The 26604-nt window shown below is 49.5% G+C and carries 23 protein-coding genes; 8 read left to right on the forward strand and 15 right to left on the reverse strand.

The window, feature by feature from the left end; translation table 11 throughout:
- Window positions 1–7: 7 nt before the first annotated feature.
- From B7991_RS11675 to B7991_RS11700, 6 genes are all read right to left on the reverse strand, one after another.
- Window positions 8–598, reverse strand: a complete 591-nt coding sequence (locus tag B7991_RS11675; protein ID WP_088630983.1) for a nitroreductase — start codon at window positions 596–598, stop codon at window positions 8–10.
- A 2-nt stretch (window positions 599–600) separates the two neighbouring features.
- Window positions 601–2211 carry a hypothetical protein gene (locus tag B7991_RS11680; RefSeq protein WP_088630984.1) on the reverse strand — a complete coding sequence of 537 codons (1611 nt, stop codon included), beginning with the start codon at window positions 2209–2211 and terminating at the stop codon, window positions 601–603.
- A 1-nt stretch (window position 2212) separates the two neighbouring features.
- Entirely contained in the window at window positions 2213–4006 is a 1794-nt protein-coding gene (locus B7991_RS11685) for a hypothetical protein (protein WP_088630985.1), read from the reverse strand.
- Between the two features lie 8 nt (window positions 4007–4014).
- Complete coding sequence (locus tag B7991_RS11690) at window positions 4015–5709, reverse strand: hypothetical protein (RefSeq protein ID WP_141099874.1); 1695 nt, start codon at window positions 5707–5709, stop codon at window positions 4015–4017.
- 113 nt (window positions 5710–5822) lie between these two features.
- Window positions 5823–7181, reverse strand: a complete 1359-nt coding sequence (argA, locus tag B7991_RS11695) for an amino-acid N-acetyltransferase (protein ID WP_088630987.1) — start codon at window positions 7179–7181, stop codon at window positions 5823–5825.
- 101 nt (window positions 7182–7282) lie between these two features.
- Window positions 7283–8089: an FKBP-type peptidyl-prolyl cis-trans isomerase gene (locus B7991_RS11700; protein WP_088630988.1), complete on the reverse strand. Its 807-nt coding sequence runs from the start codon at window positions 8087–8089 to the stop codon at window positions 7283–7285.
- Window positions 8090–8261: 172 nt separating this feature from the next.
- Between B7991_RS11700 and B7991_RS11705 the strand changes: the two genes are divergently transcribed.
- The 3 genes from B7991_RS11705 to B7991_RS11715 all read left to right on the forward strand — a co-directional run bounded on the left by B7991_RS11705 (window position 8262) and on the right by B7991_RS11715 (window position 10773).
- The gene (locus B7991_RS11705; RefSeq protein ID WP_088630989.1) at window positions 8262–8510 is read left to right on the forward strand and encodes a hypothetical protein; all 249 of its coding nucleotides are present in this window, start codon (window positions 8262–8264) and stop codon (window positions 8508–8510) included.
- 300 nt (window positions 8511–8810) lie between these two features.
- The gene (gene folD / locus B7991_RS11710) at window positions 8811–9650 is read left to right on the forward strand and encodes a bifunctional methylenetetrahydrofolate dehydrogenase/methenyltetrahydrofolate cyclohydrolase FolD (RefSeq protein ID WP_088630990.1); all 840 of its coding nucleotides are present in this window, start codon (window positions 8811–8813) and stop codon (window positions 9648–9650) included.
- A 187-nt stretch (window positions 9651–9837) separates the two neighbouring features.
- Window positions 9838–10773 (forward strand): hypothetical protein, encoded by a 936-nt coding sequence (locus B7991_RS11715; protein ID WP_254917957.1) that lies wholly within the window; start codon window positions 9838–9840, stop codon window positions 10771–10773.
- Between the two features lie 26 nt (window positions 10774–10799).
- On the opposite strand, the gene B7991_RS11720 is transcribed toward B7991_RS11715, so the two are convergent.
- The 3 genes from B7991_RS11720 to B7991_RS11730 all read right to left on the reverse strand — a co-directional run bounded on the left by B7991_RS11720 (window position 10800) and on the right by B7991_RS11730 (window position 13165).
- Window positions 10800–11786 (reverse strand): SIR2 family protein, encoded by a 987-nt coding sequence (locus B7991_RS11720; protein WP_088630992.1) that lies wholly within the window; start codon window positions 11784–11786, stop codon window positions 10800–10802.
- 34 nt (window positions 11787–11820) lie between these two features.
- A complete protein-coding gene (locus B7991_RS11725; protein WP_088630993.1) occupies window positions 11821–12498 on the reverse strand; it encodes a histidine phosphatase family protein in 678 nt (225 codons plus the stop codon).
- 121 nt (window positions 12499–12619) lie between these two features.
- Window positions 12620–13165 carry a phosphatase PAP2 family protein gene (locus tag B7991_RS11730; RefSeq protein ID WP_088630994.1) on the reverse strand — a complete coding sequence of 182 codons (546 nt, stop codon included), beginning with the start codon at window positions 13163–13165 and terminating at the stop codon, window positions 12620–12622.
- 102 nt (window positions 13166–13267) lie between these two features.
- Between B7991_RS11730 and B7991_RS11735 the strand changes: the two genes are divergently transcribed.
- The gene (locus B7991_RS11735; RefSeq protein WP_088630995.1) at window positions 13268–14449 is read left to right on the forward strand and encodes an acetate/propionate family kinase; all 1182 of its coding nucleotides are present in this window, start codon (window positions 13268–13270) and stop codon (window positions 14447–14449) included.
- Window positions 14450–14691: 242 nt separating this feature from the next.
- On the opposite strand, the gene B7991_RS11740 is transcribed toward B7991_RS11735, so the two are convergent.
- Together B7991_RS11740 and B7991_RS11745 are read right to left on the reverse strand one after the other, a co-directional pair.
- A complete protein-coding gene (locus tag B7991_RS11740; protein ID WP_088630996.1) occupies window positions 14692–17790 on the reverse strand; it encodes an Ig-like domain-containing protein in 3099 nt (1032 codons plus the stop codon).
- Window positions 17791–17882: 92 nt separating this feature from the next.
- Window positions 17883–19739, reverse strand: coding sequence for an ATP-binding cassette domain-containing protein (locus B7991_RS11745; protein WP_088630997.1), 1857 nt, complete (start codon window positions 19737–19739; stop codon window positions 17883–17885).
- Window positions 19740–19835: 96 nt separating this feature from the next.
- Between B7991_RS11745 and B7991_RS11750 the strand changes: the two genes are divergently transcribed.
- Entirely contained in the window at window positions 19836–20927 is a 1092-nt protein-coding gene (locus B7991_RS11750; RefSeq protein ID WP_088630998.1) for a hypothetical protein, read from the forward strand.
- 143 nt (window positions 20928–21070) lie between these two features.
- Here the strand turns inward: B7991_RS11750 and B7991_RS11755 are convergent, their stop codons facing one another.
- A complete protein-coding gene (locus B7991_RS11755; RefSeq protein WP_088630999.1) occupies window positions 21071–21463 on the reverse strand; it encodes an NADH-quinone oxidoreductase subunit A in 393 nt (130 codons plus the stop codon).
- 69 nt (window positions 21464–21532) lie between these two features.
- On the opposite strand from B7991_RS11755, the gene B7991_RS11760 reads away from it, so the two are divergent.
- The 3 genes from B7991_RS11760 (at window position 21533) to B7991_RS11770 (ending at window position 24615) form a co-directional block, all read left to right on the forward strand.
- Complete coding sequence (locus tag B7991_RS11760) at window positions 21533–22435, forward strand: FISUMP domain-containing protein (protein WP_088631000.1); 903 nt, start codon at window positions 21533–21535, stop codon at window positions 22433–22435.
- Between the two features lie 96 nt (window positions 22436–22531).
- Entirely contained in the window at window positions 22532–23935 is a 1404-nt protein-coding gene (locus B7991_RS11765; protein ID WP_088631001.1) for a TrkH family potassium uptake protein, read from the forward strand.
- A gap of 20 nt (window positions 23936–23955) precedes the next feature.
- Window positions 23956–24615, forward strand: coding sequence for a TrkA family potassium uptake protein (locus B7991_RS11770; protein ID WP_088631002.1), 660 nt, complete (start codon window positions 23956–23958; stop codon window positions 24613–24615).
- Here the strand turns inward: B7991_RS11770 and B7991_RS11775 are convergent.
- The 3 genes from B7991_RS11775 to B7991_RS11785 form a co-directional block, all read right to left on the reverse strand.
- Window positions 24612–25058: a Fur family transcriptional regulator gene (locus tag B7991_RS11775; RefSeq protein ID WP_088631003.1), complete on the reverse strand. Its 447-nt coding sequence runs from the start codon at window positions 25056–25058 to the stop codon at window positions 24612–24614. The two genes, B7991_RS11770 and B7991_RS11775, sit on opposite strands and share 4 nt — an antisense overlap.
- A gap of 83 nt (window positions 25059–25141) precedes the next feature.
- Entirely contained in the window at window positions 25142–25699 is a 558-nt protein-coding gene (locus B7991_RS11780; RefSeq protein WP_014546175.1) for an NADH peroxidase, read from the reverse strand.
- Window positions 25700–25918: 219 nt separating this feature from the next.
- A complete protein-coding gene (locus B7991_RS11785) occupies window positions 25919–26500 on the reverse strand; it encodes a hypothetical protein (protein WP_088631004.1) in 582 nt (193 codons plus the stop codon).
- Window positions 26501–26604 lie beyond the last annotated feature (104 nt).

The raw sequence follows: 26604 nt of genomic DNA on the forward strand, positions 1-26604 counted from the left end.
TTTTATTTTACACAAACACGACTTCGTTGCCTGTGCGGGGTGTTTCCGCGCGGTTCGGGAGTCCCGATTCCGTATCGGCATAGCCAATCGCAACAGAGGCGTAAACGCGTTCATCTTCCTTAAGGCCAAGGCCACGCAAGTACGCGAGAAGCGTCGGGTCTTCGTTCAGCCACTTGAGCTGATTGATATAGCAACTGCCAAGGTCGAGCTCATTGGCGGCAAGCATCATGTTTTCGACAGCGCAGGCGACATCGGCCATGTTATTGCCGTATTCCTTCTTGTTCGCAACCACGATAAGCACAGGCGCCGTATAGCAGAAAGAATAATTGCCCTTGCGCGAAAGCGTGATGGAATTCTTGAGGCTCTTGTAAAGGTCTTCGCGGAGTTCCATCGCTGCAAATGCAGACTGCACAAGTTCCTTGAGCTTTGCGATGACCGACGCATCCGAAATCACGAAAAAGTGATTCCCCTGCGCATTACCGCCCGTGGGGCCAAACTGCCCCGCTTCGGCAATGGCCTTCAACTTTTCGATTTCAACAGGCTGAGCCTTGAACTTGCGCGTGCTGCGACGCGTCTTGATAGCTTCAATTGTATTCATATCTATTCCTCTGTAACTTCAGTCCATTTTTCATTACTGCAATAGTAATTACGGCCTTCATATTCCTTGTAAGTATTTCGATTGTCGCTATTGCACGGAACACCATTTGCCTCAAGAGGTGTACAGCGTTCCCATTCTTTTCCACCAAAAGTCCTGCACTTGTAATAATCGCCGTTGGGCATTTTAGCATAATCCGTTATATTGGAATTGTTGTCGCAAATTCCCATGTAATACGAGAGCGAATCCACCATACGCCACTTGTTTCCATCGCATCTCAGCATAATGCTATCCAGCATCTGCTTTTCATTGTAATGATCACGGCATACCCCAAAGCGAATCGACGCCATTACATTTACCGACAGCGAATCTATTTCAGTCGCTTCATAGTCTTCCTTTACCTTGGACCAGCCACAAGCCTCATCGCTTTTACAAGAACAGACATAAAGCGAATCGTTAAAAGAACCCACAAAGCCATAACTATCCCTATTCCTTCGACATGTGAGGTAATATTTAAGATTCATGATGGTATCAATATCATCCAACTTTTCCCAGCCAAGCTTTGCAATACCGCAATAGTAGGCGCTTGCATTCCACTCCATCAGCTCGAATCTAGAATACGAACAAGTTCCAATCGTATCTTCAAGCAATGTACGCAATCGCCAGCCTTCACGAGTACCGGTAATGTTTGCTTTTTCATAAACAAGCACCCTTCCATCATACTCGCTCGATTTATTTTTTATTTGCACAGAATCGCGATTTGCCCACGATGCATCAAGCCCGTACGCCCACTCAAAAAATGTGGTATCGATAAAGCGCAAGCAACTTGACGTATCACGAGTTTTACTTTCAAAAGGATAAAGCTGCGTAGAATCAGACTGCAATTTAAACGTCGAGAGCCAAGCATCAGCGGCACGCGCTTTTATATATTCACTGATTGTACCTTTTTTAGCAAAGGATTCCCGGAATTCCTTATAATCACTGTAGAAAGCACTATCCGAAATTTCATGACGACAGACTACATACGGCAACATGTCATAAAGTCCCGGATCTCCCCAATAATTCCGATCCGAGAAAGGATTGTATTTCGGGCCGTCTAAGCGCACACCCAATTCTTTTTCCAGTTCCTCATAAGCCTTCGTTTCGGCTTCGTCAAAGTTGTATTTTTCCTTTTGCACCAGTGTTTCAATACGTCCAGAAATCAACGCGCCATAGAATTGCAAATTCACATTATAATCCTGGGAACGCAAACGGGCATACTGAGAAAATTCCATTTTAGATTTTTTCTCAGACGGGAAAACAAGTACAAACTTCAAATACGGGTATTCATAATCCTGTTCAGGAATAGAAAAAGCAAACGAGCCACGTTCCCTTGATTCCGGCGAGACTTCAAAAGAATCCTTCGGGTTCAGCGATGCATCGGCAACGACAATTCGAACGGATTCGGGCTTCATGGTAGGCATGTATTCCACCACCCCGGACAAGAGCGCAGGAGAATACCGATTCCCATATTCATCGGTTCGATAAAGGAATTCCTCGTCACTATCCGTACTAGAACAAGCCATCAAGCCGAACATGGCCAAAAGTAACGCTGCAGCATTTTTTTGACAATTCATTTTACTTTTCCTTCGATTCCTTGTTCAACAGCCAGACGTAGTAATCACTAGCAACCTTGCGACATACAAAAGATTCATCGCCATACGTTTTCACGTCTGATTCATGGCTTTCATCACACGGATCGCCATTTAAAACCGGAGCATAAACCGATTCCTCAGGAGATTCTTTCCAGGCCTGCCCATCGCAATAGTAATACTTGCCGTCATACTTTTTATAGACCGAAGCATTCCAGTTCCAGCAATCGTCGCCATGGCCCGACGGAACAGAAATCGGAGCCCACCCGTCGCTGGTACACTTATAGTATTCGCCACTAGGTAATTTTTCAATCGCGTTACGGTTATTGTACGTGCAACTTCCGATGTAGTACGAAAGAGAATCTATTACCATCCATCTCTTCGCGTAGCACTGAACATATAGGCTATCCAATTTCTTCTTTTCGCCGATGTTAACATCACAGATTCCGAAACGCTCCGCCCCTTCGATGCTGACCGCCTCAAAATCTTCAAGACTATCTTTCTTAACCTTTTCGACTTTTTCCCAGAAATAATTGTAATCCTTGTGGTGGCAAACAAGCAACGTGTCCTTATAACTTAAAACATAAGCAAACGAATATGAACTACATTCGCCTAGCTTATACTTCAGAATGGAATCTCGTTCAGTCAGCTTTTCCCACTTGCGTGTATTCTCCCTGCACAAATAGCTTGCTTTACCATGTTCAGTATATTTTTGAGAATGGTAGCGACATAGTCCAAGAGAATCTTCTTCCTTCGACTGTACGCGCCATCCCGTATAAACAGAGGCTCCACGAACATATTCATAAGCAAAGCTTCTTCCGTAATATTCGCTGGATCGGTCATTAATCACCACAGAATAATCTGTCGTGCTGTCCTTTTTCATGACTTCGTAATCTAATCCATAAGTATCAAGATCATAGACCTCTTTAAAGAAGTTCAAATTCATCGCATACAGCCCGGCAGCGGTATCGCGAGAAATACTCTTGAACAAATAAACGTATTCGCTATCCGATGGCACCTCAAATGTAGAGAAGAAAGCGTCAGCAGCACGCACTTCTATAGAAGCATCGACTTTTCCATTTCGGGCAAAGACATCCCTGTATTCCTTAAAGTCCCTATAGAAAACGCTATCCGAAATTTCGTGCTTCAAAATCAAATACGGCCATACGTCGTTATAACTTTCTATCCCGTACTTAATGGTATTTGCGTTAAAGCGATTAGTCATGTCAAAAGACTGGCGCAAAGATTTTTTCAATTCTTCGTACGCCGTCGTTTCCGCATCGTTAAAACTATAGTTCTTTTCACGCATTAAGGTTTCAATGCGCCCCGCCGCCAAAGCGCCATACAAATTCAATCTTATATTGGAATTGCGGTTCGATATGCGTACATACTGCGAAAATTCCATCTTCGATTTTTTATTTAGCGGGAAGACTAGAACCAGCTTGACGTATGGAACTTCGTAATCGTTAGAGCCTACATAAAAATCATTATAATACGATATGTAATCTCTCGAAGTATAGCTATACGAATAAACAGAATCCGCCGCAATTTCAAAGGAATCTTTCGGGTTCAGTTTACTATCGACCTTTACAACCCGAAGTTTTTCAGATTTCATTGTCGGCAAATATTCTATGGAACCACCCAATGTCGCTGGAGAATACCGCGAGCCATCGTCATCGTAGCGGTAAAGGACTTCGTCATCATCTCCATCATTCACACTTGAACATGCTGCAAAGCAAAGCAGCACAGGCAGCGTTAAAGCAAACTTCTTGAAATTCATACGCCCTCCTAATCTCCTCTTGTTATAGAACAGACGCCCACTTCTACAGACTCGTCAATTTCTTCTTTACTTATTTTACGCCATTTATAATAGCCGTTGTCGACATCACAAATGAAATAATCACCTTTACATTCCAAGGTCATTTTATCTTCGGCCTGCTTTATAAAGCACTTGTCACCATAATACGCCGGCGCGGGGATTTCGGCCCATTTATTGTTATACGCATCGTATTCGCCAAAATTTTTGCAGGCGTAATACTTCCCTGAATGTTCACCCGTATAGTTAGAGTCACTGCAATTGCCCAGATAATAATCCAAAGAATCCATCAAGCGCCAGCGATCCCAAGAACAGTACACAAACAGGTCATCCATTTTTCTCTTGCTTACTGTGGTTTTTGTACACTGGCCAAACTGTTGCGTCGCCTTGGCGTTAATGTAATTGGCATATAAAGAATCCCCCTCGTCAAAAGACTGGCCAAAATACTTATCCGACCAAGCGCAACTCTCTGAATTCATGCATTCGCAAACAAACAGGGAATCCCACAGATAAGCCATAAATCCGTGCTTGATATAATAGCCGCCACATTTTCCATAAACCGCATCCAAGAGCGTATCACGAACCGTCAACTTTTCCCATGTGGCTGAGTTCTTCAAGCAGCGATAATAAGCATCACCATTTTGGGCAACCGAATCCTTGTTACTCATGCATACGCCAATGGAATCTTCCAAAAGCGATTGTAGGCGCCAGCCACCCATTGCAGCATCATAAATAAGCGTACGGCCATCATACATGCTGTTTTTATTTTCAATGGTAACAAACTTATCGGTTCTTCGATTCCAGTCATCCAAAGTGATTGAGAGATTCACTCCATAAGCATGTTCCAGAAATTCAGGACTTAGGTACTTCACACCCACATCACTATCTCTTGTGTTACTCTTAAAAAACGTTCTCCCATCCATATCAGAAGAAACAAAAGTCGAAAGCCACACATCAGCGGCATCTACAATCAACGATTCATCGACATAGCCATTCTTGGCAAACGATTTATAAAAGTCCTGGTACGTACTATAGAACTCTTTGTCCGAAATTTCATGATGGCAATAAATATACAGCGACATACCACCCAGCTGGGACCTATTGTATCCCATGTCACGAGCTTCCGCCGACGTTGAAAAAACATCATCCAGCGAATAATTAAGCGACTTTTTCAGTTCACTCACCGCCTGAGACCACGCCTGCTCAAAATCGAGTCCCTTTTCACGCACCAAGGTTTCAACACGGCCCGTTATCATAGAATTCGCAAAAGAAAGTTCCTTGTGGTCATTGTACTCCTGCAAGCGAACATATTGCGGGAACTCCATTTTCGACTTTGAGTCCAACGGAAATACCGTTACGATTTTTGCATACGGTTGCTGGTAATCGTGCCGTGGCACCCAAAAAGAATAACTCCCCGAGTACGTACTTAGAGTTAATTCCGCATCTACAGAATCCAAAGGATTCAATTTTTCATCGACGTTTATCACCCTCATGCTTTCAGGGATCATGGTTTTCAGGAAATACACTTGCCCGTTCATTTCTGTAGGAGAATACTGGACGCCATTTTCATCGACGCGAGATAGCACGTCTTCGCTAACGCTATCGGAACAGGCCACAAAGCCCATTAAAGCCGACAGCAACAAAATAGCTGCTTTTTCCAGTCTCATTTCTTTTCTCCCTATTTTTTATAAATATACAAACTATATTTAGAACAGAGTATATAAAAAAGAAAATCCGGCCTAAAGGCCGGATGAAATGCATGAAGCGAGATGCACACGAATTATTTATCCAGCGGGAGCATCAAGATTCTGGACTTGCGCTTTTTGTTGTAGTGGTCACGCTTGGAAGGCGGCAACTCGTCAACCGTACCATCTTCAAATCCGAGCTGGTAGAACCAATCGAGAGCCTGGGTCGTAAGCAAGAACAACTTCTTGTAGCCCTTCATGCGGCCAAGCGAAATCAGGTGGCGCACAATCGCATCGCCAATGCCCGACTTACGGTAGTTCGCACCGACAGCAATGCCTGCAACTTCGGCCATTCCATTTTCAAACGCATGGAGCGCACCGCAACCGTGAACGCTATTGTCAATGCTATAGACAACGTAGTCGTCCAATTTTTCGGAAATAGATTCCTGCGTACGCGGCACAAGGTAACCCTTCGCGATATAGTCCTGCATGATGCGCAAGATATCCGGGATGTCTTCGATGGTCGCCGGACGGATACTGGAGTACTGGTTTGCGTACACCATGGTACCATCACCACGGGCCGAGAACACTTCCTGCAGCACGCTGCCCTGGAATTCACCGCTCAACAGGTGAACACGGTTCGCACCCGCTTCGCATGCATGGATGGCATTCATCAGGTAATCCATCTGCGCAAAGTCAAGCACATCGGAGTTGAGTTCCAAAAGTTCCTTCGCCTGGTCCACGTCCATTGCCGAAATGAGCCCGTTGTCCGTCGGTTCCAGGTGCTTCGTATTCTTGCCCGTTACAAGACCTTCGAGCTTGATGCCGCTTTCACTTCCGATAAAGAACAGCTTCCCGACTTTAAGGTACTTGCAAAGTTCGGTAGCAAGTTCCGTACTCGAAATATTGTAGGCGTGTCCAATCTTGTTCCAGCCAATCGGCGGGATGATCGGCACGAACTTCTCGTTCATGAGCTGTTCGAGCAAGTCGCGCTGGATACGCTCGATGCGGCCGGTACGCATGTAGTCGACACCGTTAATCACACCCATGCTGCGGGCCAAAATCCAGTTGCCCTGAATGCCACTGAGGCCGCTTGCCGTGAGGTGGCTCATGATGCGCTGCGCCACACCCAAGGAAGCCTGTTCCACAAGCGGGAGCGCTTCTTCGTTCGTGAGCCTTACGCCGTTATGAAATTCCGTCTCAAGGTCCCAGGCCTTGAGCTGAGCGTCGATGCTATTTCGCGTGCCCGGCACGATAATGATTCGGATACCCGCCTTATGCAAAAGGGCGATATCGCGCATCAGCACGGGGAACATCGGATGGTCCATCAGGCTATCGTCAATTTTCAGGACGAAAAGTTGGTCCTTGAACCTATCCATGTAGCCAAACACTTCCCGGATGAATCCGGCAACTTCAAAGTGCTGAGAATAAAAATCGGACGCTGCGTTATTCATGTGCTAAAAAGTAGCAACAGAAAAAGCGAAGGACAGAAAGCCCTTCGCCATTTGAACAAAAATTCGGCATTTTCGCGGATGCATCCCGCGCATCGCCTAACTCACTTCGATGGGAAAACCTGCAGCAGTTCCACCTCGAACACCAGGAGGGAGTTCGGCGGAATGGACGGCGGAGCTCCGGCCTCGCCGTAAGCAAGCGCACTCGGAATCCAGGCCCGTACCTTCTCGCCGACCTTCATTTCCAGAAGCAGGTCCTGCCAGCCTTCGATGACCGACGAAATCGCAAACTCCATCGGCGCACCGCGCTTGACGCTATTGTCAAATTCGGCACCGCTCAGCAATGAACCGACATAATGAACCTGGACCTTGTCCGTCGCCTTGGGTCTAATGCCAGTCCCTTCATTGAGGATCAAATACTGCACACCCTTTTTCGTGACCCAGATTCTCGGATCCTGAGCGTTTTTCGCTAGGAACGCGGCCTGGTCCGTCAAAGCCTTGCGCGCAGCCGCAGCCTCGTCGATATCCTTTTGGATCTGCATCTGGTTGAGCAAGTCCTGAAGGGCAGCCTCGGACTGCGAATCCGTCATGAGGATTTCGCGACTCGAATCAATCACATCACGCATGGCATCTATAAGCACATCGAGCTTTACGGGCACGTTGATATTCGAAACGGCCCTGCCGAAATCAACGCCAAGCGCATAACTGTAGCGGTCTACGGCATTGTCCAAAAACACCTTCTGTTCTTCGACCTGAGCAGGTTCCGGTACGGGGGTCAAGTCGGGCACCGCAGGAGCGACCTTCGCTTCTGTAGCCGGAGCCGGATCAACAGCGGGTGCGGGTTTGCTACCACCGCATGCGGCAATGACGCCCCCCACAAAAATCAACGGTAAATTTCGAAAAATTTTCATAAAATCAGTTCCAATCCTGAATTTAGCCTTTTTAAAATAGTTTTTTATGCAAAAAAAGCACGAGTAAATGTGATCAAAATCGCTAATTTGCCATAAATGTAAAGAAAAACACACACTACCCCTTTAAATCTTCTTACATTTTTCCTATCTTTGTGCGCAAAGGTAACTTACAATGAAAAACAGCTTTAAGTGTTATATCGATTCTGCAACAGCCCAGAAGAGGCTGTTCGATGAATCTATTGATAACGTTAAAGATTCCTTAATCAAAGCCGTAGCGGAATCTACTGTACGTAATGATAGTGATGAGCAGCTTTTTAAGAAGCCGGAACCGGTTTATTCGACTGGCTGGCTTAGGGGAGCTCTCTCTTACCCCTGGGCAATCGTTAGCGTCATCATCCCGTCGATCATCGAAAACCTGTAATTTAAAGTTCATACTTTAACTCCGAAACGCCCGCCGCAAGCGGGCTTTGCTTTTTTAAGAATATTCCTTTGCTGTTTTTCAAATCAAATCGCGCGATAGCAAATCAACTAAAAAGATAACAGGCTATCGTTGTGAGAATAAAAGCGTCGGCCAAGGATGGGGAGGGTGCAGGGAGGGGCCCGTGCGGCCTTCGCAACTCCGAGCTGGGGCCCCGCCCGCATGACGTACTTTTTCACTATTTAAAAAAAGACCTTTGGCGGTTAGCCTATTTTTTTTAAATTTGCAAAAAACGGAGATTTTATGGCAGCACTCATTTTAGACGGCAAGGCCCTTGCCAAGACTACTGAAGAAGAACTCAGCGCCCGCGTGGCAAAGCTCAAGGAAAAGACCGGCAAGACTCCGATTCTTGCAACGATCCTCGTGGGCGACGATCCGGCTAGCGCCACTTACGTCAAGATGAAGGGCAACGCCTGTGCCCGCGTCGGCATGGAAAGCATCCGCGTGGTGATGGACAAGAACACCACGACCGAAGAGCTCCTCAACAAGATTCAGGAACTCAACGAAAACCCGAACGTGCATGGCATCCTCTTGCAGCACCCGGTTCCGCGCCACATCGACGAACGCGCCGCTTTCGAAGCCATCGACGCCCGCAAGGACGTAGACGGCGTGACATGCCTCGGCTTTGGCCGCATGTCCATGGGCGAGCGTGCTTACGGCTGCGCAACGCCGGCCGGCATCATGCGTCTCCTCAAGGCCTATAACATTCCTCTCGCAGGTAAGCACGCCGTGGTCGTTGGCCGCAGCGCCATCTTGGGCAAGCCCATGGCCATGATGCTCCTCAACGCGAACTGCACCGTGACCATTTGCCACAGCAAGACCGAAAACCTCCCGGAATTCGTGAAGCAGGCAGACATCCTCGTGGGTGCCGTCGGCAAGCCGGAATTCATCAAGAAGTCCTGGATCAAGCCGGGTGCAGTTGTCGTGGACGCTGGTTACCACCCGGGTGGCGTCGGAGATATCGAAAAGGGTCTCGAAGAAGTCGCCTCCGCATACACTCCGGTTCCGGGCGGTGTAGGCCCCATGACCATCAACACCCTCATCTACCAGAGCGTGGAATCCGGCGAATCCCTCATTAAGTAACAGCAAAGTTATTCTGAGCGAAGTGCCAAAGAATCAAATGTTCATACAGTGTCATCCTGAGCCCCGGAACAAGTCCGGGATAAACTCCGAAAACGAAGCCGATATACGATACTTGGCAACTTGTTGCCTTAGTAGAGTTAGGTTCGAAGGAGCAGGATCCAGTTATTTCTGGATGATCAGCGATTTAATGAAAGGCGCCCTCGTGGCGCTTTTCGCTTTGTGCACTTTGTGGCCTGCGCAAGTGAATGCCGCATCCGAGCTCCAAAAGCAGATGGTGCGCGACATGAAGAAATGCGGCAGCACCAACGAAGAAGTCGCATGCGCAGTCGAAGGCAAGGACGGCTGGCTCTTTTTGCAAGAAAGCCTGCTGAATGCCACCAAGCGCTGGAACGACAACACGCCGCAAATCATTGCCTTCAAGGACTCGCTCGAAGCACGCGGCATCAAGCTCATTGTCGTACCAGTCCCAGATAAGCTCCTAGTCGTACCCGAGCAGTATTCCGACAAGGCGAAAAAAGGAATCAAGCTTCCGCAGTACAAGAAGTGGGTCGAGAAGCTCCGCAAGCATAACGTCACCGTCATCGACGCACTCGACAAGATCAAGGAACTTCACAAGAATCTTGGCTCTGAAACGCCCATGTTCGAACCGTACGAAAGCCACTGCACAGGTCCCGCGAGACTCGTACTCGCAAAAATGGCCGCCGATTCCATCGCGCCTCTCCTCTACGGTATGAACCGTAAGCGCTACCCACTACGCGATACCATCGTCGATGGCACCGGGAATCTCTACGACTTGCTCCACGGCGAAGAAATTGAATACAAAATAAAAGAGCAAAAAGTTTTGGGCACCGATGGCTACAAATATCGCGGTTCCAAAAAAGCACCGATCATCGTCATTGGCGACAGCAATGTAGGCCAAGGCAAATCCTACGGTGCACAAATCGGCGCATACATCGCAGCAGCGACAAGCGTCGAGACGTTTTCCATCAGCAAAGTCGGCGGCGGCAATATCGGCCCGCAAATGTTCAAAGGCAAAGAGAGCTTTTTAGAAGGCAAAAAAGCAGTCGTCTGGGTATTCGACGGCCGCGAGCTCTACGGGCATTTCAAAGCACCGGAATTTTAAAAATTCGTTAAAGCGACAATTACTAGCTACTTCAGTTTTTCCAAAAATTCCTTCGCATCGCAGGACTCGACGAGACTTTCACCTAGCAATTTTTGCAAGCGTTGCAAGTCATTGTGGCCTTCACGTTCAAATACAACAACCTTCTTGAAGCGGTCGCGGTGGCGCAACAGAAATTCCAGATTGTTGAGATCCGTTTTCGGGAAACCGTAACCGATAAAGTAAATCTCTTCGGCATTTTTCAGGTAGTAATCGGCCTTGGACCAAAGCAAGTTGAAAAGACTCCCGCGCAAGAAAGATTCCTTGGCATGCGCCATCGGAATGAAGATGGGCGTGTCTTCGCAGTAGATGGGGAAACTGCGGTCTTGCGGTTCAACTTCGCAAACGTTTTTCAAGTCGAGTTCGTCGCTTGCGCCCTTGACGGGGAACCAGTTGAGCGAACCATGCAATTTGATAAGGTCAATCGTCCGGGTTTTCTTGCCGCGTTTTGCGGAGCGGTCGGCAGGGTCAATTTTAACACCGTAATCCACAGAAACTTGTTCGCTAAGTTCCTTATCCTTGGCAATTGCAGTTTCAATAAGCGTGTCGTAATTGAACGAGAGCAAAAGCGTCTCGCGGGAACCTGACGCCGAATCATTTTCGCAAGACACCAAAAATTTCTTGAGAATCGCAGCAGCAGATTCATCAAGTACATCGTTATCGCGACGGATAACACTTGCAATAAAACGCAACAGTTCAAAACGGAGCGATGCATGGTAAAGGCGTTCCCGCTCGCCCGGGAAAATCTGCGCCGAGAGAATGGAAGTCGCCAAAGGCTCAATGCCAAGGTAATCGCTATCGCCGTTGCAGAGCGTCAAAAAACGCTTGCAGTAATCGCGAAAATGCGGGAACTCGTCCGGGATTCCAAAAGGGATAAGTTCGTTCAAGTCGCGGAGCGTAGGCATCTGCGGCGAGAAGGACTTGCTGAAACCAGAACCAAGTACAAAAATACGGCGATAACAATTCGACTGCATCATACCGTTAATGTATAATTTTTAAGCGGAAAAGAACTTAAAAATGCAGCCAGCCCGTTTCCATGGCAGTGATGGGAGTGACTTTCACATTGCCTTTTTCAGGGCGTTCAAAAGCAAGACCCGTCAAAAAGTTCATCCAGCATTTCGGCTGGAACTTCAAATTGCAGAAATGCGAAAGACACGGAACCGTCCAGGCATCGTGCGTCACGAAGATGTTGAAACGCGAATCGCCTTTTGCAAACATCATCTCACGCATCTGTTCGGCACGCTCATGAAGCGGCCAAAACGCATCGTGCTCGCCAGAGTCTAGCCATTCACAGATACCTTCGTAAAAGCCTTCTCGCAATGTCTGCTCGTATGCAGTCACATCTCGGACAAAGAAATCGCCAAGTTCATTCAGCGGCGTGACATTCACCGAGGCGCCCGAGCATACTCCAAAGCCAGCGAGCTTGCGGCCCTCGCCAATGCACTTCGCGGTTTCCATACAACGCCCGACCGGGCTCGAAAAGTACACTGCATCGCCAATCGCAGGAATCATTTTTCCAAGAGCTACCGCCTGGCGGCGCCCACAATCCGTAAGCCCCACATGCGCACCAAAGTCCTTATCGTCCGGCGTGATGTGGTTGCGTTCGGCATGGCGCAATAGCAGATAAATTTTAGAGTTCCAGTCAACCTGGGCAAAAAAGTCTGAAATTTGTACAAAATCGTTAGTCATAGGTTAGTAAAGGAGATTGGGCTTTCGCCCCATCCTCAGCGGCTCGGTCATGACAGTCTGCAAGCAGCCTGTCGCGACACTCACCTTGAAGGATGTCCCGCTCGGAGGCGGGAATGACAAATCAAGCGCCAATTGCAGCGGAGAGAGGGATCCACAAAGCATGTCCGAGCGCAAAGCTCAAGATGCCAAGCAAGAATCCGCAGATAATATCCGAGAACCAGTGCACGCCAAAGTACACGCGCAAAAGTCCCCACGTGAGCGGCAACAGCATCATGATCCATCCGTACTGCGGCACGCAATAAAACACCGTGCTTGCCACCGCCAAATTGTTCATCGTATGGCCCGACGGGAAGCTGTACTTGTCGAGCGGCGGAACCTCCGCCTTGATTTGCGGGTTTGCAGCAAACGGGCGCGGGCGCTTAGTGCTGAGCTTCACTCCTTCGTAAATGAGGAGGCTCATCGCAAGCGAAACAAGTGCCTGCCAAAGAATCGGCAAAAAGCTCTGCCAGCTCGTTCTCCAAATCAAAAATGCAATGAACAGAGCCCAGATATAGCCATCGCCAAGGCGCACGTAAAAGCGCAACCAGCCGTTCACCTTGCGTGAAAAATGGCGATTGGTCCAGTAAACCGAAACACGATTGTCAAAATCAAAAATTTTCTTCAACATCAGGTTAAATGTAGATTTTTACGCTCGCCACACTGCGCCAAAATTCCTATTTTATCAGACTAAAGAACGCCGCTTCGCGGCTACAGACTAAAGGAAAAAACCATGCGCGTACTCGTTCTCAACTGCGGCAGCTCCTCTGTAAAATTTGCTGTCATCGATACAAAGACCCAGGAATCCATCGCTAGCGGCCTCGTCGAAAACATCGGCGTGAACGGCCACACCAAGGCCAAGGGTCCTGAAGGCAAGATTGACTTCAACTTCGACTGCCCCACGCACGCCGAAGCTGTAGACCAGGTCAAGAAATTCCTCGACGCCCAGAAGCTCACCGACACGATCGAAGCCATCGGCCACCGCGTCGTGCATGGCGGTAAGTACATCAAGAGCGAAAAGGTCTCTCAGGAAGTCATCGACTACATCCGCAGCATCACGCTCTTTGCCCCGCTCCACGAACCGGCACACGCAACCGGTATGGAATGCGCTACCAAGTTCTTCCCGGGTCTCCCGCAAGTCGCCGTGTTCGATACGGCTTTCCACCAGACCATGCCGCAGAAGGCTTACCTCTACGGTATCCCGTACAAGTTCTATGAAAACGACGGCATCCGCCGTTACGGTGCACACGGCACAAGCCACCGCTTCGTGACTGCCGAAGCTTGCAAGGTTCTCGGCACCAAGCCCGAAGAAACCTGCCTTATCACAGCTCACCTCGGCAACGGCTCCAGCTGCTCCGCCATCTTGAACGGCCAGTGCGTCGATACCACGATGGGCTTCACACCGCTCGAAGGCCTTATCATGGGTACCCGTTCCGGTAGCCTTGACCCGGCAATCCTCTTCTACATCGCTAAGAAGTACGGTGAAGAATACGGCACCATCGACAAGCTTGACCACCTCGTGAACAAGGAATCCGGCTTGTTGGGCCTCTCTGGTCTTTCTAACGACATGCGTACTCTCACGCAGGCAGCAAGCGAAGGCAATAAGCAGGCTCAAATCGCTCTCGACGTCTTCTGCTACCGTCTCACCCGCGAAATCGGCGGCATCGCCATGGCTCTCCCGCGCATCGACGCTATCGTCTTCACGGGGGGCATCGGTGAAAACAGCTTCTACGTCCGCAAGCAGGCTCTCGACAATCTGAAGCTCCTCGGCTACCAGGTCGACGAAGAACGCAACCTCAAGAACGGCAAGGAATCCAACCACCTCATCACGAAGGATGGCACGCCGAAGGCAATCGTCGTTGCAACAAACGAAGAATTGCTCATCGCTCTCGACACCGAAGCACTGGTGAAGTAACGCAAAGCAGAATAGTGAGCAACAAGTCCCATGCGTTAAGCTGGGACGGTTGCGAGAGTGAGCGCCAGCCCTGCACATGTTTTGCAGATTCTAGCGCGAACGGTCAGAAAAAGGCTCCGCATTGCGGAGTCTTTGTTTTTATATAAAAAAAGTCAACCCCGGAACAAGTCCGGGGTGACATCATAAACATTAACTGGATCCTTCGCGGTCCATGACCGCTCAGGATGAACGCGCACAGCGCCTTACTTAATCGTCCAGGTCTGAGTGTTGACGCGGAGGATCTTGCGGCCCTGAACCTTAGCAGAAGCATTGAGCACTTCAGCCGGGTTCACCGGGAGCTTAGCCTTCCAGATGACGCGACCCTGCATGTCCATCATCGAAACAGCACCGCGCTTAGCCATAACAGCATTCTGCCAGTTGTTCTTCGGCTGGGCAAGCTGCGGCATCAAACCTGCAGGCTTTTCACCGACGATGATGCAAAGCGGAATCGTCACATTGGCCTTGTCCGGATCGCTAACCTTCACACCAACGTTGACCTTCTGGTCGTCCTTGAACTTAACACCGCTATTGGCCTTCACCGTAATAACGGAGCCCTTCATAGAAATTGTCACCAACTTCGACAAAGCAGACGTTTCATTCGGACTGTAAGTCAATTCATCTCCATCGACATCGACGACAAGCGTATCAAGATCCCACTTGACCGTCCAGCCGCTGTTCGACACATAAGCCGTATCGGCATGCAAAAGTTCAGGCTTGTCGTTCACCGGCTTGATTGTCACGCAGAATTCAAAGCTCTTGGAGCCAGACTTCTTGTCCGTTGCCGTCACGACCACATAGGCCTTGCCAGTAGAATCCGGGACAGAGTTGATTTCAAGAACGCCCTTGTCCGTAATTTCAACCTTGAGCTTGCCATCCTTGCTCTTTGCAGAATAGGTCAGCGGGTCTCCTTCCGGATCCTTGAACCAAGAAGTCACAGTAGCCTTCGTGTACTTGATCGGTCTCGAAGACGGGAAGTCTTCAGTCACAGTCGTATCGAGAGTAGAGGACTTTACGACAACCGTCGGGAGCATGTTGCGTTCTTCAACAGAAATCGTCACAATAACTGCCTTGGACTTCGTTTCGTTGACAACGCAGTAGTAACCAAAGTAATCCTTACCTTCGAAATCTTCGGCCGGCGTGTACTTGAAGCTACCGTCCTTATTGAGGGTAAGCGTTCCATGAGCAGGCTTCTGGGCAAGTTCAGCCGTCATGCCCTTCGTTACACCTTCGGGGTACTTGTCATTAGCAAGGACGCCTTCCTTGGCACTCACAGAAAGCGTGCTATCCTTGAATGCCGTGTATTCATCAGCAGCAGCCTGAGCCAAATCCTTCGGAGAAACAAGCTTGACATAGATGTGCACACCCGTAGTATCGACACCATCCGTTGCAAAGACGAGGATGGAATCTAAACCACTTGCGCCGGTAACCGACTTCACAGAGATGAAGTAAGACGTCTTGTTCAAGCTATCCAGTTCGGCCTTGATCTTCTTTCCACCGAGAGCGCCGTAAGTAAGCTTCTGCGAGCCATCGGTAACTTCGATGTCCGTAAAGGAGAGAGACTTGACCGGGATCTTAATCTGGGACACGGTATCTTCATCGAAGTCCATGTCAAGCACAAGCGTATCCTTGATGAACGTGCTGTCAGAAACCTTTGCAACCGGAGCATCATTGACAGCCTTCACGTGAATAGCAATAGTACCTTTAGCACTAGTGAGTCTTTCTTCACCTTCACGCTTTTCACGTTCAATAAACACATAGGTGAGCGTATCTTCGCCGTAGAAATCCTTGTTCGGCATATAGGTAAATGCACCCATGGTATCAATTATAATACCATCAGCCTTAACAAGTTCTCCGTGCTTGGTCGAATCAACCGGTCCAAAAACGACGAATCCGTCCGGCTGACCGCATTCTACCCAAATACCTCTATTCCACGGGACACTCAAGCTACCATCTTCATTGACCGTATATTCGAGATCGCAAACAGCAGGCGGAACAATCACATTCGGAACATCGATAATGGTCACACGATGATGAGCCTTGACAACACCTTCAATCTTGCCGTCCGTCGCATTGACGGTAACAAGGAACGTCGTATCCTTCTTAACACTCTTAGTTATAATGTGAAGCGTATCCTTCAAAGTGAGCTTTTTCACATCATCCAAAACCGTCATCAGAGGAGCACCCAATTCGACAGTAAAGGTAAGCGGGTCGTTGTCTTCATCAGCAAAAAGCTTTGCAAGAACAATCTTCAAAGTATCGACGCCTTCGGTCAATTCCACCTCAGGAGCAGTCTTGTCATATGGCGAAAGCACGACAGGCGGGTTATTTGCAGGAGGATCATCCGGGCATTCCGGGTCACCCGGGCATGTCGGGCCAACGGCAGATTCATCCTTAACCGTGACATTGAATATAGCCTGTACGTACTTATTGTCCTTATCGCTCATCGCCGTAATCGTAATTTTCCCAGTAGCGTCTTCATCAACGGCCTTAGGAGTGAAGACGAGTTCATCCGTCAAAGTAGGATCGTCTTCAGGCGACGTCAACGTCAATAAAGTCGTCGGCGAAACCTTAGTCATGATGGTAATTACTTCATTTTCATCGGCGGAAAAGACTTTCTTGAGGTCAATCTTTAATTTTTCCGATTCCTTGACAGTAACAGTCTGTTCCTCATCATAAGGTTCAAGGAGCTTGAGCCCCGTTACGACCGGAGTAGAGCAATCACCGAGAGAAACGGCTGCAATTGTAATTTCGTTGTCGGCAAGGCCCTCAGCCATGTTCGACTTATAGCTCATCTGGATGGCAATCTGCTTAGTCAAGTCCAAAGGAACTTTTTCACCCCAGCCACCTTCCTGGGCAATCTTCGAGAAGTCCACAAACACAGGTGCAAATGTTGACTGAGCCGGGAGAACTTGGCCATAGTAGTTGAAGTCCCCAATTGTAGACTGTTTTAAGTCCAGACGGAACTGGCGATTGGCCTTGTACGTCACGCAAAGGCCAGAATAAGCCGAAAGATCTACATCGATATCATTACCGTTCTCTTGCTTCCACACAAAGCCAAAGCCAGCGGTACTGAACACCTTGTCATCACGGAGATCCAGTAATATGGAATACTGTATGCCTTCCGTCGTTGCAGAACGATCTCCTTTAACAACTTTAGACGTATCCGGCTGAGCATACTCATACCACGTAGCCGGTTGCATATCGTTGCCAGTCTTTTTGTCAACACTCCAAACACTTGTGCCGGCGATACCCGAGACCGCCCCGGCCAAAATCATCGCAAAAGACAATGATAGCGATTTCATTTTTAAACTCCTCTAAGATTTCAACACCAAGACCCATTCAGTGTAAATCTATATTATGCAATGAGTTTTGTCACTAGGGGAGCAAAAATTTTTCATCCCAAATTGTCAAGGGCTTCGAAGCGTTCGTAGGCCTGTTCGAGCAGGGTCTCGTCATCGGCAATCTTTTTCTGGAGTTCCACGATGAGGGTGGCGTTCGTGTAGACCTCGGGCTTGGAAAGTTCCAGCTGGTAGTCGGCAATTTCCTTTTCGAGTTTTTCGATTTTTTCGGGGAGGGCGGCGTATTCGCGCTCCTCGTTGTAGCTGCGCTTTTTCTTTTTCGCGGGCGCGGGGGCCGCAGAGGCGGCGCCGGCGCCAGCGCTTAAGCGAGCCAGCTTTTCGGCTTCGCGTTCGGCGGCCAAGCGGGCGGACTGGGCGGCTTCCTTGTCGCGAATCTTCTTATTCGCCTCGTAATCGGAGTAGCCGCCGACGGCTTCAAAAACGTGGCCATTTTCTTCGATGGCGAGGATGCCGGTAGCCACGGAGTCGAGGAAGGCACGGTCATGACTGACAGTCAGGACGGTGCCATTATAGTCGGCCAAAAGTTCCGCCAAAAGGTCGAGGGTTTCCATGTCCAAGTCATTCGTCGGTTCGTCAAGCACCAAGACGTTGCTCGGGTGGCTAAAAAGGCACGCGAGCAAGAGTCGGTTGCGTTCACCGCCACTAAGCGCACTGATCGGGCCGCGGGCGCGATCTGCCGAGAACAGGAAGTCCTGCAAATAACTTAATACATGGCGTTTGACACCGTTCAGCGTGATATAAGCCTGGCCATCGCCGATATTCTCAATGAGCGACTTGTCTTCGCGCAAGCGGGTGCGCATCTGGTCGAAATAGGCAATATGGAGGTTGCTGCCCAGGCGGACTTCACCCGATTCCGGCTGGAGTTCACCAAGAATCAAGCGCAAAAGCGTCGTCTTGCCGGAGCCATTCGGCCCCACAATGCCAATGCGGTCGCCACGGCTGATTTCAGTCGAGAGGTCGCTAATGAGCGGGCTCCCATCATAGGAATAGCTCACGTTCTTGAGACGCGCAACGAGGCGCCCGGAACGGTCGGCTTCCGTAATCTGCATGTTCACATTGCCCGTACGGGAGCGGCGGGCCGCGCGTTCTTCGCGCATTTTAATCAAGGCGCGGACTCGCCCCTCGTTGCGCGTACGGCGGGCCTGGATGCCTTTGCGGATCCAGACTTCTTCTTCAGCCAACTTCTTATCGAAAAGTGCATTCGCCTTTTCTTCTTCGGCAAGCGCCTGGTCCCTGAACTGCACAAACTTGTCGTACGGGAAGTCCCAGCTGCGCACACGGCCACGGTCAAGCTCAAAAATGCGGGTTGCCGTACGGCGGACAAAAGCACGGTCATGGCTCACGAACATCACCGCGCAATTCAAGCGCGTCACAATTCCTTCCAGCCACTGAATGGCCGGAATGTCCAAATGGTTCGTCGGTTCGTCGAGCAAAAGCAAGTCCGGGTCTTCGGCCACGGCACGCGCAAAAAGCACACGGCGCTTCTGGCCACCGCTCAAGCTGTCGTAAGGCGCATCCGCATCGATACCCGTTTTACCAAGAATCGCCTCGGCAGTCGCATTGTGCGCTCCATCGTCCAGAATCTTCTTGGAAATCACGGAACCTCCGCTCACCACGGACACGCGGCCCATCACAATGTCGCGAACAGTCCCATCAAGATGTGCGGGGATTTCCTGGATCATGCGGGAGACTTTAAGCCCCGTCTTCTTTACGATTTCGCCGGAATTTGCTTCCATCTCGCCGGTCAGCACCTTCAAAAGCGTGCTCTTGCCCTCGCCATTACGGCCCACAAGGCAAATGCGGTCACCCGCCTCGATATCGAACGAGACATTATCCAAAAGCGGCGGACCGCCAAAACGCAGCAAAATATTCTGAACCGACAAAATGGGCATAAACAAACCTGCTTCTTTTCCACAAAAATAAAAATTTAAAGCTTCGGGCTCGGTGCCCGTGCGTACTTCTCATTTATTTATCTAAATTTGAGCGAAATGCGTTTTTTGACTAAAAAGCTACTAGCATTAGCAGCCTTTGCCGCACCTACATTTGCAGGGGTAGAAGCCGATTCGACGGATGACTTTCAACGTTTTTCCGCCGTTCCCATCATTGGCTATACCGAAGAGACAAAGTACCAGTTCGGGGCCATGGCAATTATCTTTTTCAGACCCGAATTTGAAGGCGGCAACGCAACCGAGCTAGACCTTTCGTTCTACGGCACAACGCGCAAACAGGTCACGGGATCGATTTCACCCAAGTTCTATTTTCTGAAAGACCAGATTTCTGGCGAGCTAGACCTCCATTACGACAACTGGGTCGGTAACTACTTTGGCAGAGGCAACAACCCAGACATTGACGATTTCCGCAAGTTCGACCGCAGGACGTTCTACCTCACATCGCTGACCGAATCAAACTTTGGTACAAAGCAGTGGCTAAAAGACTTCCGTTACGGTTTTTTCTTTGAGATAAACTACACCGACATCGACCTCAACCGTTATCATTACCATGGAAACCTCAACCGCCCCGAAAACACGGACGGCTGGAGGAACGGCATCGGCTACCACCTCTCCATGGACACGCGCGACAACACGAACTGGGCACGACATGGCTACCTAGTCCAATGGGGTCATTACTTTTATAACAAGGGAATGGGCGACTACAGCTACACCCATCAGGAACTCGACGTCCGCGGTTACACAGAATTCATCTGGAATACATCCATGGCTGTCGGTCTCCTCTGGCAGCGCGTAGACGGGAACGCCCCTTTCGATAAACTTGCTGGTTCAGACGGCCTCAAGCGGTTCCGCGGCGTCGAAAAGAACTACTTCTACGGGAACCAGGCCATGTTCCTGCAAATGGAATTCCGCAAAAAGCTGTTCTGGCGCCTTGCCGGGGATATCTTCTTCGAAGGCGGAAAGACCGGCGATTACTTTAGCGACCTTATGCGTAACAAGTGGCACAGGAGCTTGGGCTTCGGGGGGCGGTTGGCGCTCAACCAGAAAGAAAACTTGTACGCCCGCTGTGAATTTTCGTGGGTCGACTTCAAGAACATCGGCATGACGATGTACGTCCGCGACGCATTCTAGTGACTAGGAACGTCATCCTGAGGCAAAGCCGAAGGATCCAGTCATATCTAGTAAGCAATGGTTTGGTGACAAGAAAAAAAGCGGACGCAAACCCAAGGTCTGCATCCGCCATTTTGAGATAGAATAATCAACAGTTAAAAAGATTAGTCCTTAACGCTGTTCCAGTCCAGGACACCCTTCTTGAGGAGGTAGATGTAACCGGCTTCGAGGATCAGGAGGAATCCGAGGAGGATGAACAAGAGTTCCCAGCCACCAGCGAGGAACTGGATCGTCCAGGGGTAGATAAAGGCGACTTCAAGGTCGAACACCAAGAAGAGCATGGCCACCATGTAGTACTTCACCGGATAGCGTTCGTTGGCCGTACCGGAAACGTGAGCCAGACCGCATTCGTAAGCAGAACCCTTAATAATAGTCTGCTTGAGCTTACCCGGATGCAAGACCCAGTTGGCCACAAGAAGGATTGTAGGGATGCAGAGAGCCATGATCACGAGGATCGTCATGGCGAAGGTGGTGTCGAAAATTTCAACATTGCTCATAGTGATCCCAAAGATAGTAAAAAAGTTTTTGCTACAACAATGTCTTTTTGTAAACTATATTTGTAAATCATGAAGAAAACACTACTTTCTTTCGGCCTTATCGGCTTTACAGCCCTGTTTTTTGGTTGTTCCGAAGATGCGCCAGCTCCAATGGCGCCCGATACCTCGTACAACTACTCCTCGTCTTCCGTTTATGTAGGCCAGTCTTCCAGCGCCCAACAGATACGTTACTCTTCCAACACAGTAATTATCGACAAGAAAGACACGACTATCAAGAAGGAAATCATCACCGTCTCCGGTTCAAGCATCAAGTATCCGGATATCGTAAGCGATCCGGTGTTCTGCTGGACTAAGGGTTGCGAAAGCACGGTCAAACCGCCTTCTTCCTCTTCCAAGTCGGCTCCGGTCGCAAAGTCGTCCTCTAGCGCTGGCGGTATCACCATCGACAATCCTGAAGAGAAGACGCCTGTTGTCCAAGGTCTTTCCATGACCGACACGCGCGACAACCAGACCTACACCCTTATTCAAGTTGGCTCAAAGCTCTGGATGGCCCAGGATATGAATTACTCCGTCGCCAACAGCGAATGCTACAACGAATCCGACGCCAACTGCACGACAAACGGTCGACTCTATACATACAACGCCGCCCAGAAGGCATGCCCCAGCGGCTGGCGCCTTCCGAATCGCGAAGAAGCCCAAGCGGCCATCAACAGCGAAGCCATGCCTTGGAGCTATAGCGGACGCTGCAAGGATGGCGACTGCAACTTCCTGGGCGACATGGGCTTCCACTGGACCTCTGGCACCCCGGAATCCGGCGACAAGAAATTCGACGAAAACGGCGGTACAAGCGCAGCTCTCATTATCGTGGAAAAATCTACCGAATACGTCAAGGACAAGGAAGGCGAAGAAAGATTGTTCTTCCAGGTTGACTCCAAGACTAAGCGCTTCAGCGTCCGCTGCGTTCAGGAATAATCCTCAAAATAGTTTCCTCCTCAAAGGACCTTGCGAAAGCGAGGTCTTTTATTGTTTTGCAGGTAACCACCCCTCAACTTTACTAAATTCGCTTTTATGCTACGTTCAAAGTACCAGATGCTCACGGATTCACTCTCCGAGAACATATTCAAGACAAGGACCCAGGCAAACCCGATCATGCTGGTGGTTCTCGCCTACCTTTTGCTTATCGCCATTGGCACCGGGCTTTTAAGTCTATCCGTATCGACAACCCGTCCCATAGATTTTATCGAAGCGTTCTTCACGTCCATGTCTGCCGTCTGCGTCACCGGGCTTTCCATCGTCGATATCTCATCGACGTTTACCGACACCGGGCACTGGTTCATCATCATCCTCATGCAGCTTGGTGGTCTCGGCATCATGACCGCATCTACGACGCTTATCTTGCTTGCCGGCATGCACCCCGGATTTAGCCACCAGTCCGTCTTCTTCTCCGAATTCACGCAGGAAGGAAACATCGACGCTGGCCGCATCCTCCGAGCCGTGATTCCCTTTACGTTTTTCCTTGAATTCATTGGCGGCATCGTCTACTTCACGCAATTCGATTCCATGGAAATGTACGACCGCATCTTGTGCTCGATATTCCAGGCCGTCAGCTCCTTCTGCGGTGTTGGATTTACGTTGTTCCCCAACTCGCTCGAAGGTTTCCAGTACAATCCCGTCATGAATATCACCACCTGCATCCTCGTGCTGGCAGGCGGTTTCGGATTTTTGGCCATTGCGGAGCTCCGCTACATTTTCGACTTCAGCCACAAGGAAATCCGCCGCGTCTCCTTGCACACGCGAATCGCAACTTACGGCACCATCATCGTCATCCTCGCAAGCATTCTCGTCTTCTCGCTCACCGAATGGCACAACCTCTTTAGCGGCCACACCTTTGGCGAAAACGCACAATCCGTACTGTTCATGGCATTCACGAGCCGCACCGCGGGGCTCAACTCCGTGAACATTCCCGACCTCACGCAAGCATCGCTATTCTTCTTTATCATCATCATGTTCATCGGCGCAAACCCCGGTAGCTGTGGCGGCGGCATCAAGATTACGACCGCAGCGGTCATCGGGCTTTTGGGCATAAACAGGCTTCTCGGCAGAGAAAAGACCCAGGTCATGGGTCGCACCATCCCGAACAACACCGTCGATAAGGCCATTCGAATTTTCGTTGTCGCTATAGTCGTGATTGCAACGGCGACACTCATCCTCCTCTGCACCGAAATACCTACCGGCACAGCCTACCCCGCCAATAGCTCCCCGTTCCTCAAGATCCTATTCGAAGTCGTGAGCGCGTATGCCACATGCGGACTCTCGATGGGACTCACCGAAGAACTCTCCACGGTCGGAAAAATCGTCATCTGCTGCGTGATGTTCATTGGCCGTATGGGCCCGCTGTTCCTCATTTCGGCAGTCGCAGGCAAGCTCCAGGACACCGCCTGGTACGCCGAAGAAGACATAATGGTGGGTTAACTTAATACTATATTTAAACCATGGCTTCTAGACAATTCGTTATTATCGGTCTTGGAAATTCAGCAAACTATCTTGCACGTCACCTGACGTCGCTGGGTCATGACATCATGGTCATCGACTCTCATCCCGAAAAGGTCCAGGACTTCGCGAGCATGGTCTCGCAAGCTGTTGTCGCCGACAGTACCCGCAAAAAGCAGCTTGCCTCCATCCCGGCACTGACCAAAGCGGATAGCGTCATCGTCTGCATCGGCAGCAACCTGGAAGCTTCCCTCCTCACCATCCTGAACTTGAAAGAACTCGGGGTCAAGCACATCATAGCCAAGTCGAGCAGTGCCGAACACACGAGCATCTTGGAAAAGCTTGGCGTCACAGACATTTTCCACCCGGAACGCGACGCCGCCATAAGCCTAGCCGAACGCCTCAACCGTCCGAACATGGTCGACTTCCTCCCGTTCATGGAAGGCTACTCCATCGTAGAAATCGTCTGCCCCAAGAACTTTGTCGGTAAAACACTGAAGACTTTGTCGCTCACGCACAAATACGGCGTGCAGGTTATCGCCATCCGCGACCCGCAAGAGCCGACGCCTAAAATCGGTAACATTGCAGACGTCATCTTGCAAGAAGACGACGTGCTGTTCATCATCGGGCCGAACGAAGCCCTCGATAAACTAAAAGATTAATTTTCGACTGTCATGCCCGCCTCTGAGCGGGCATCTCCATCTTCGACCGCGCACTTGTCGCACAGTCCGAACATATAGAGCGAAGTCCCCTGCAACGTAAATCCCGGGGGAATCATTTGTGTACAATCCGGCGGCGCCACAAAGATATCATAGACCTTGCCGCATTTTCTGCACTTGAAATGGCTATGCGGAGAGCAGTCCGCATCGTAGCGCAAGAAGCCGTCGCCAAAATCCAGCGAAATCGCCAAGTCATTTTCGAGCAACAGTTCCAATGTATTGTAGACCGTCGTGCGCGAAAGCGACGGGTGTTCTGGCAAAAGCGCCATATAAATTTCATCGACCGTCGGGTGCGTCTTGACACTCCGCAGGTAGCGATAGACAAAGACCCTCTGTAGCGACGGCCTAATGCCATGATCTTTGAGTATGTTTGCCGTTTCTTGCATATCACACCCCCTTTCCTCAAACATTCCATAAAAAAGCGGCCCCGCACGCCCTGAGACGTCCGGAACCGCACCACACTCCAATCTTACTTGAAGTAGCGACCGAGCAAGCCCTGGAAAGCAGAGCCGTGACGGGCCTCGTCCTTACACATTTCATGAACAGTGTCATGGATAGCATCGTAACCGAGTTCCTTGGCGCGCTTTGCAAGAGCAAGCTTACCCTCAGTTGCTCCCGCTTCGGCAGCAACGCGAAGTTCCAGGTTCTTCTTGGTGTCGGCATAGACGACTTCGCCCAAGAGTTCTGCAAACTTGGCAGCATGTTCAGCTTCTTCGAAAGCGATGCGCTTGTAAGCTTCAGCCACTTCCGGGAATCCTTCGCGGTCCGCCTGACGGCTCATCGCAAGGTACATGCCCACTTCGGTACATTCACCCGCGAAATTTTCACGGAGGCCCTGCACCACTTCGGCATCCAAGCCCTGAGCGACACCGACCTTGTGTTCGTCAGCCCAGACAATCTTCCCTGCAGCAGGCGTTTCCACCTTTTCGAAGAACTTGCTCTTCGGAGCATGGCACTGCGGGCATTCATCCGGAGCTTCCGGACCCATGTGAACATAACCGCAAACTTTGCAAACCCAGACCTTCATATCTTCTCCTTTTCCGCGATGCGGAATTAAATGAAAAATTCGTTTTAAATTTGTTCTTGTTTTTTTAACAATTACAAATATACAATTATTTCAAATATTGTCAAGCCAAAACAAGCACTTTTTATAAATATCCATTAAAATTTTAAAAAAAGCATGATAAAAGCATAAAAAAACGACCCGTTCGGGTCGATTTAGCATTCTTGCTTTTTTATGGGAAATTTAGAACGCCGGAGCTTCGGAAGCCTTTTCGCGGGCACGCTTAGCGCTTTCGCTTTCCGTAGCCAGCTGACGGTGCGTTACAGAACCCACAGCATAATAGCGGTTACCTTTTTGGATCACCGCGGTATAAGCGTCGAGAGCTTTCACCGAGAACCATTCCTGGTAAAGGTTATGCACATTTTCTTTGAGGTTCGAGGTTTCGTTGATTGCCGGAGCGCCAGAAGCCTTGCCATACTTAAGCGTAAACTGGTCTGACATATAGCCCACAGCTTCAAAAGTTTTGCTCAAACGAGCACGTTCGACACGACCTGTACGGATTTCAAAAGCGTAGAACTTGTCGTTCTTGTTGAAAATGAAATCGACCTGAACAGGCAGTTCACCGAACATATAAACAGGAATCACCACGCGTTCGCCAATACCCGTCTGACCGTAGGGTTCATAGCCCTTTTTCATCATTTCTTCAATAACGGTTTCGCGAGTGGAGCCAAAAGGAATGCCCGCAAAATTATTCTGAGACTGTGCTTGCACATGAAGCGAAAGCACAAGAATCAAAAAAGTGATGACAATTCCAAACTTGGACACGATAGACTCCTCTAGATATTGTAAAAGATAGTAAACTTTTTCTAAGTAAGCAAAAATTTTTCATAAAAAAAAGTTTTTTTGGTCCAGAATTTATATTTGGTCAC

It is taken from the genome of Fibrobacter sp. UWB3 (genome assembly GCF_002210405.1).
GTDB lineage: Bacteria > Fibrobacterota > Fibrobacteria > Fibrobacterales > Fibrobacteraceae > Fibrobacter.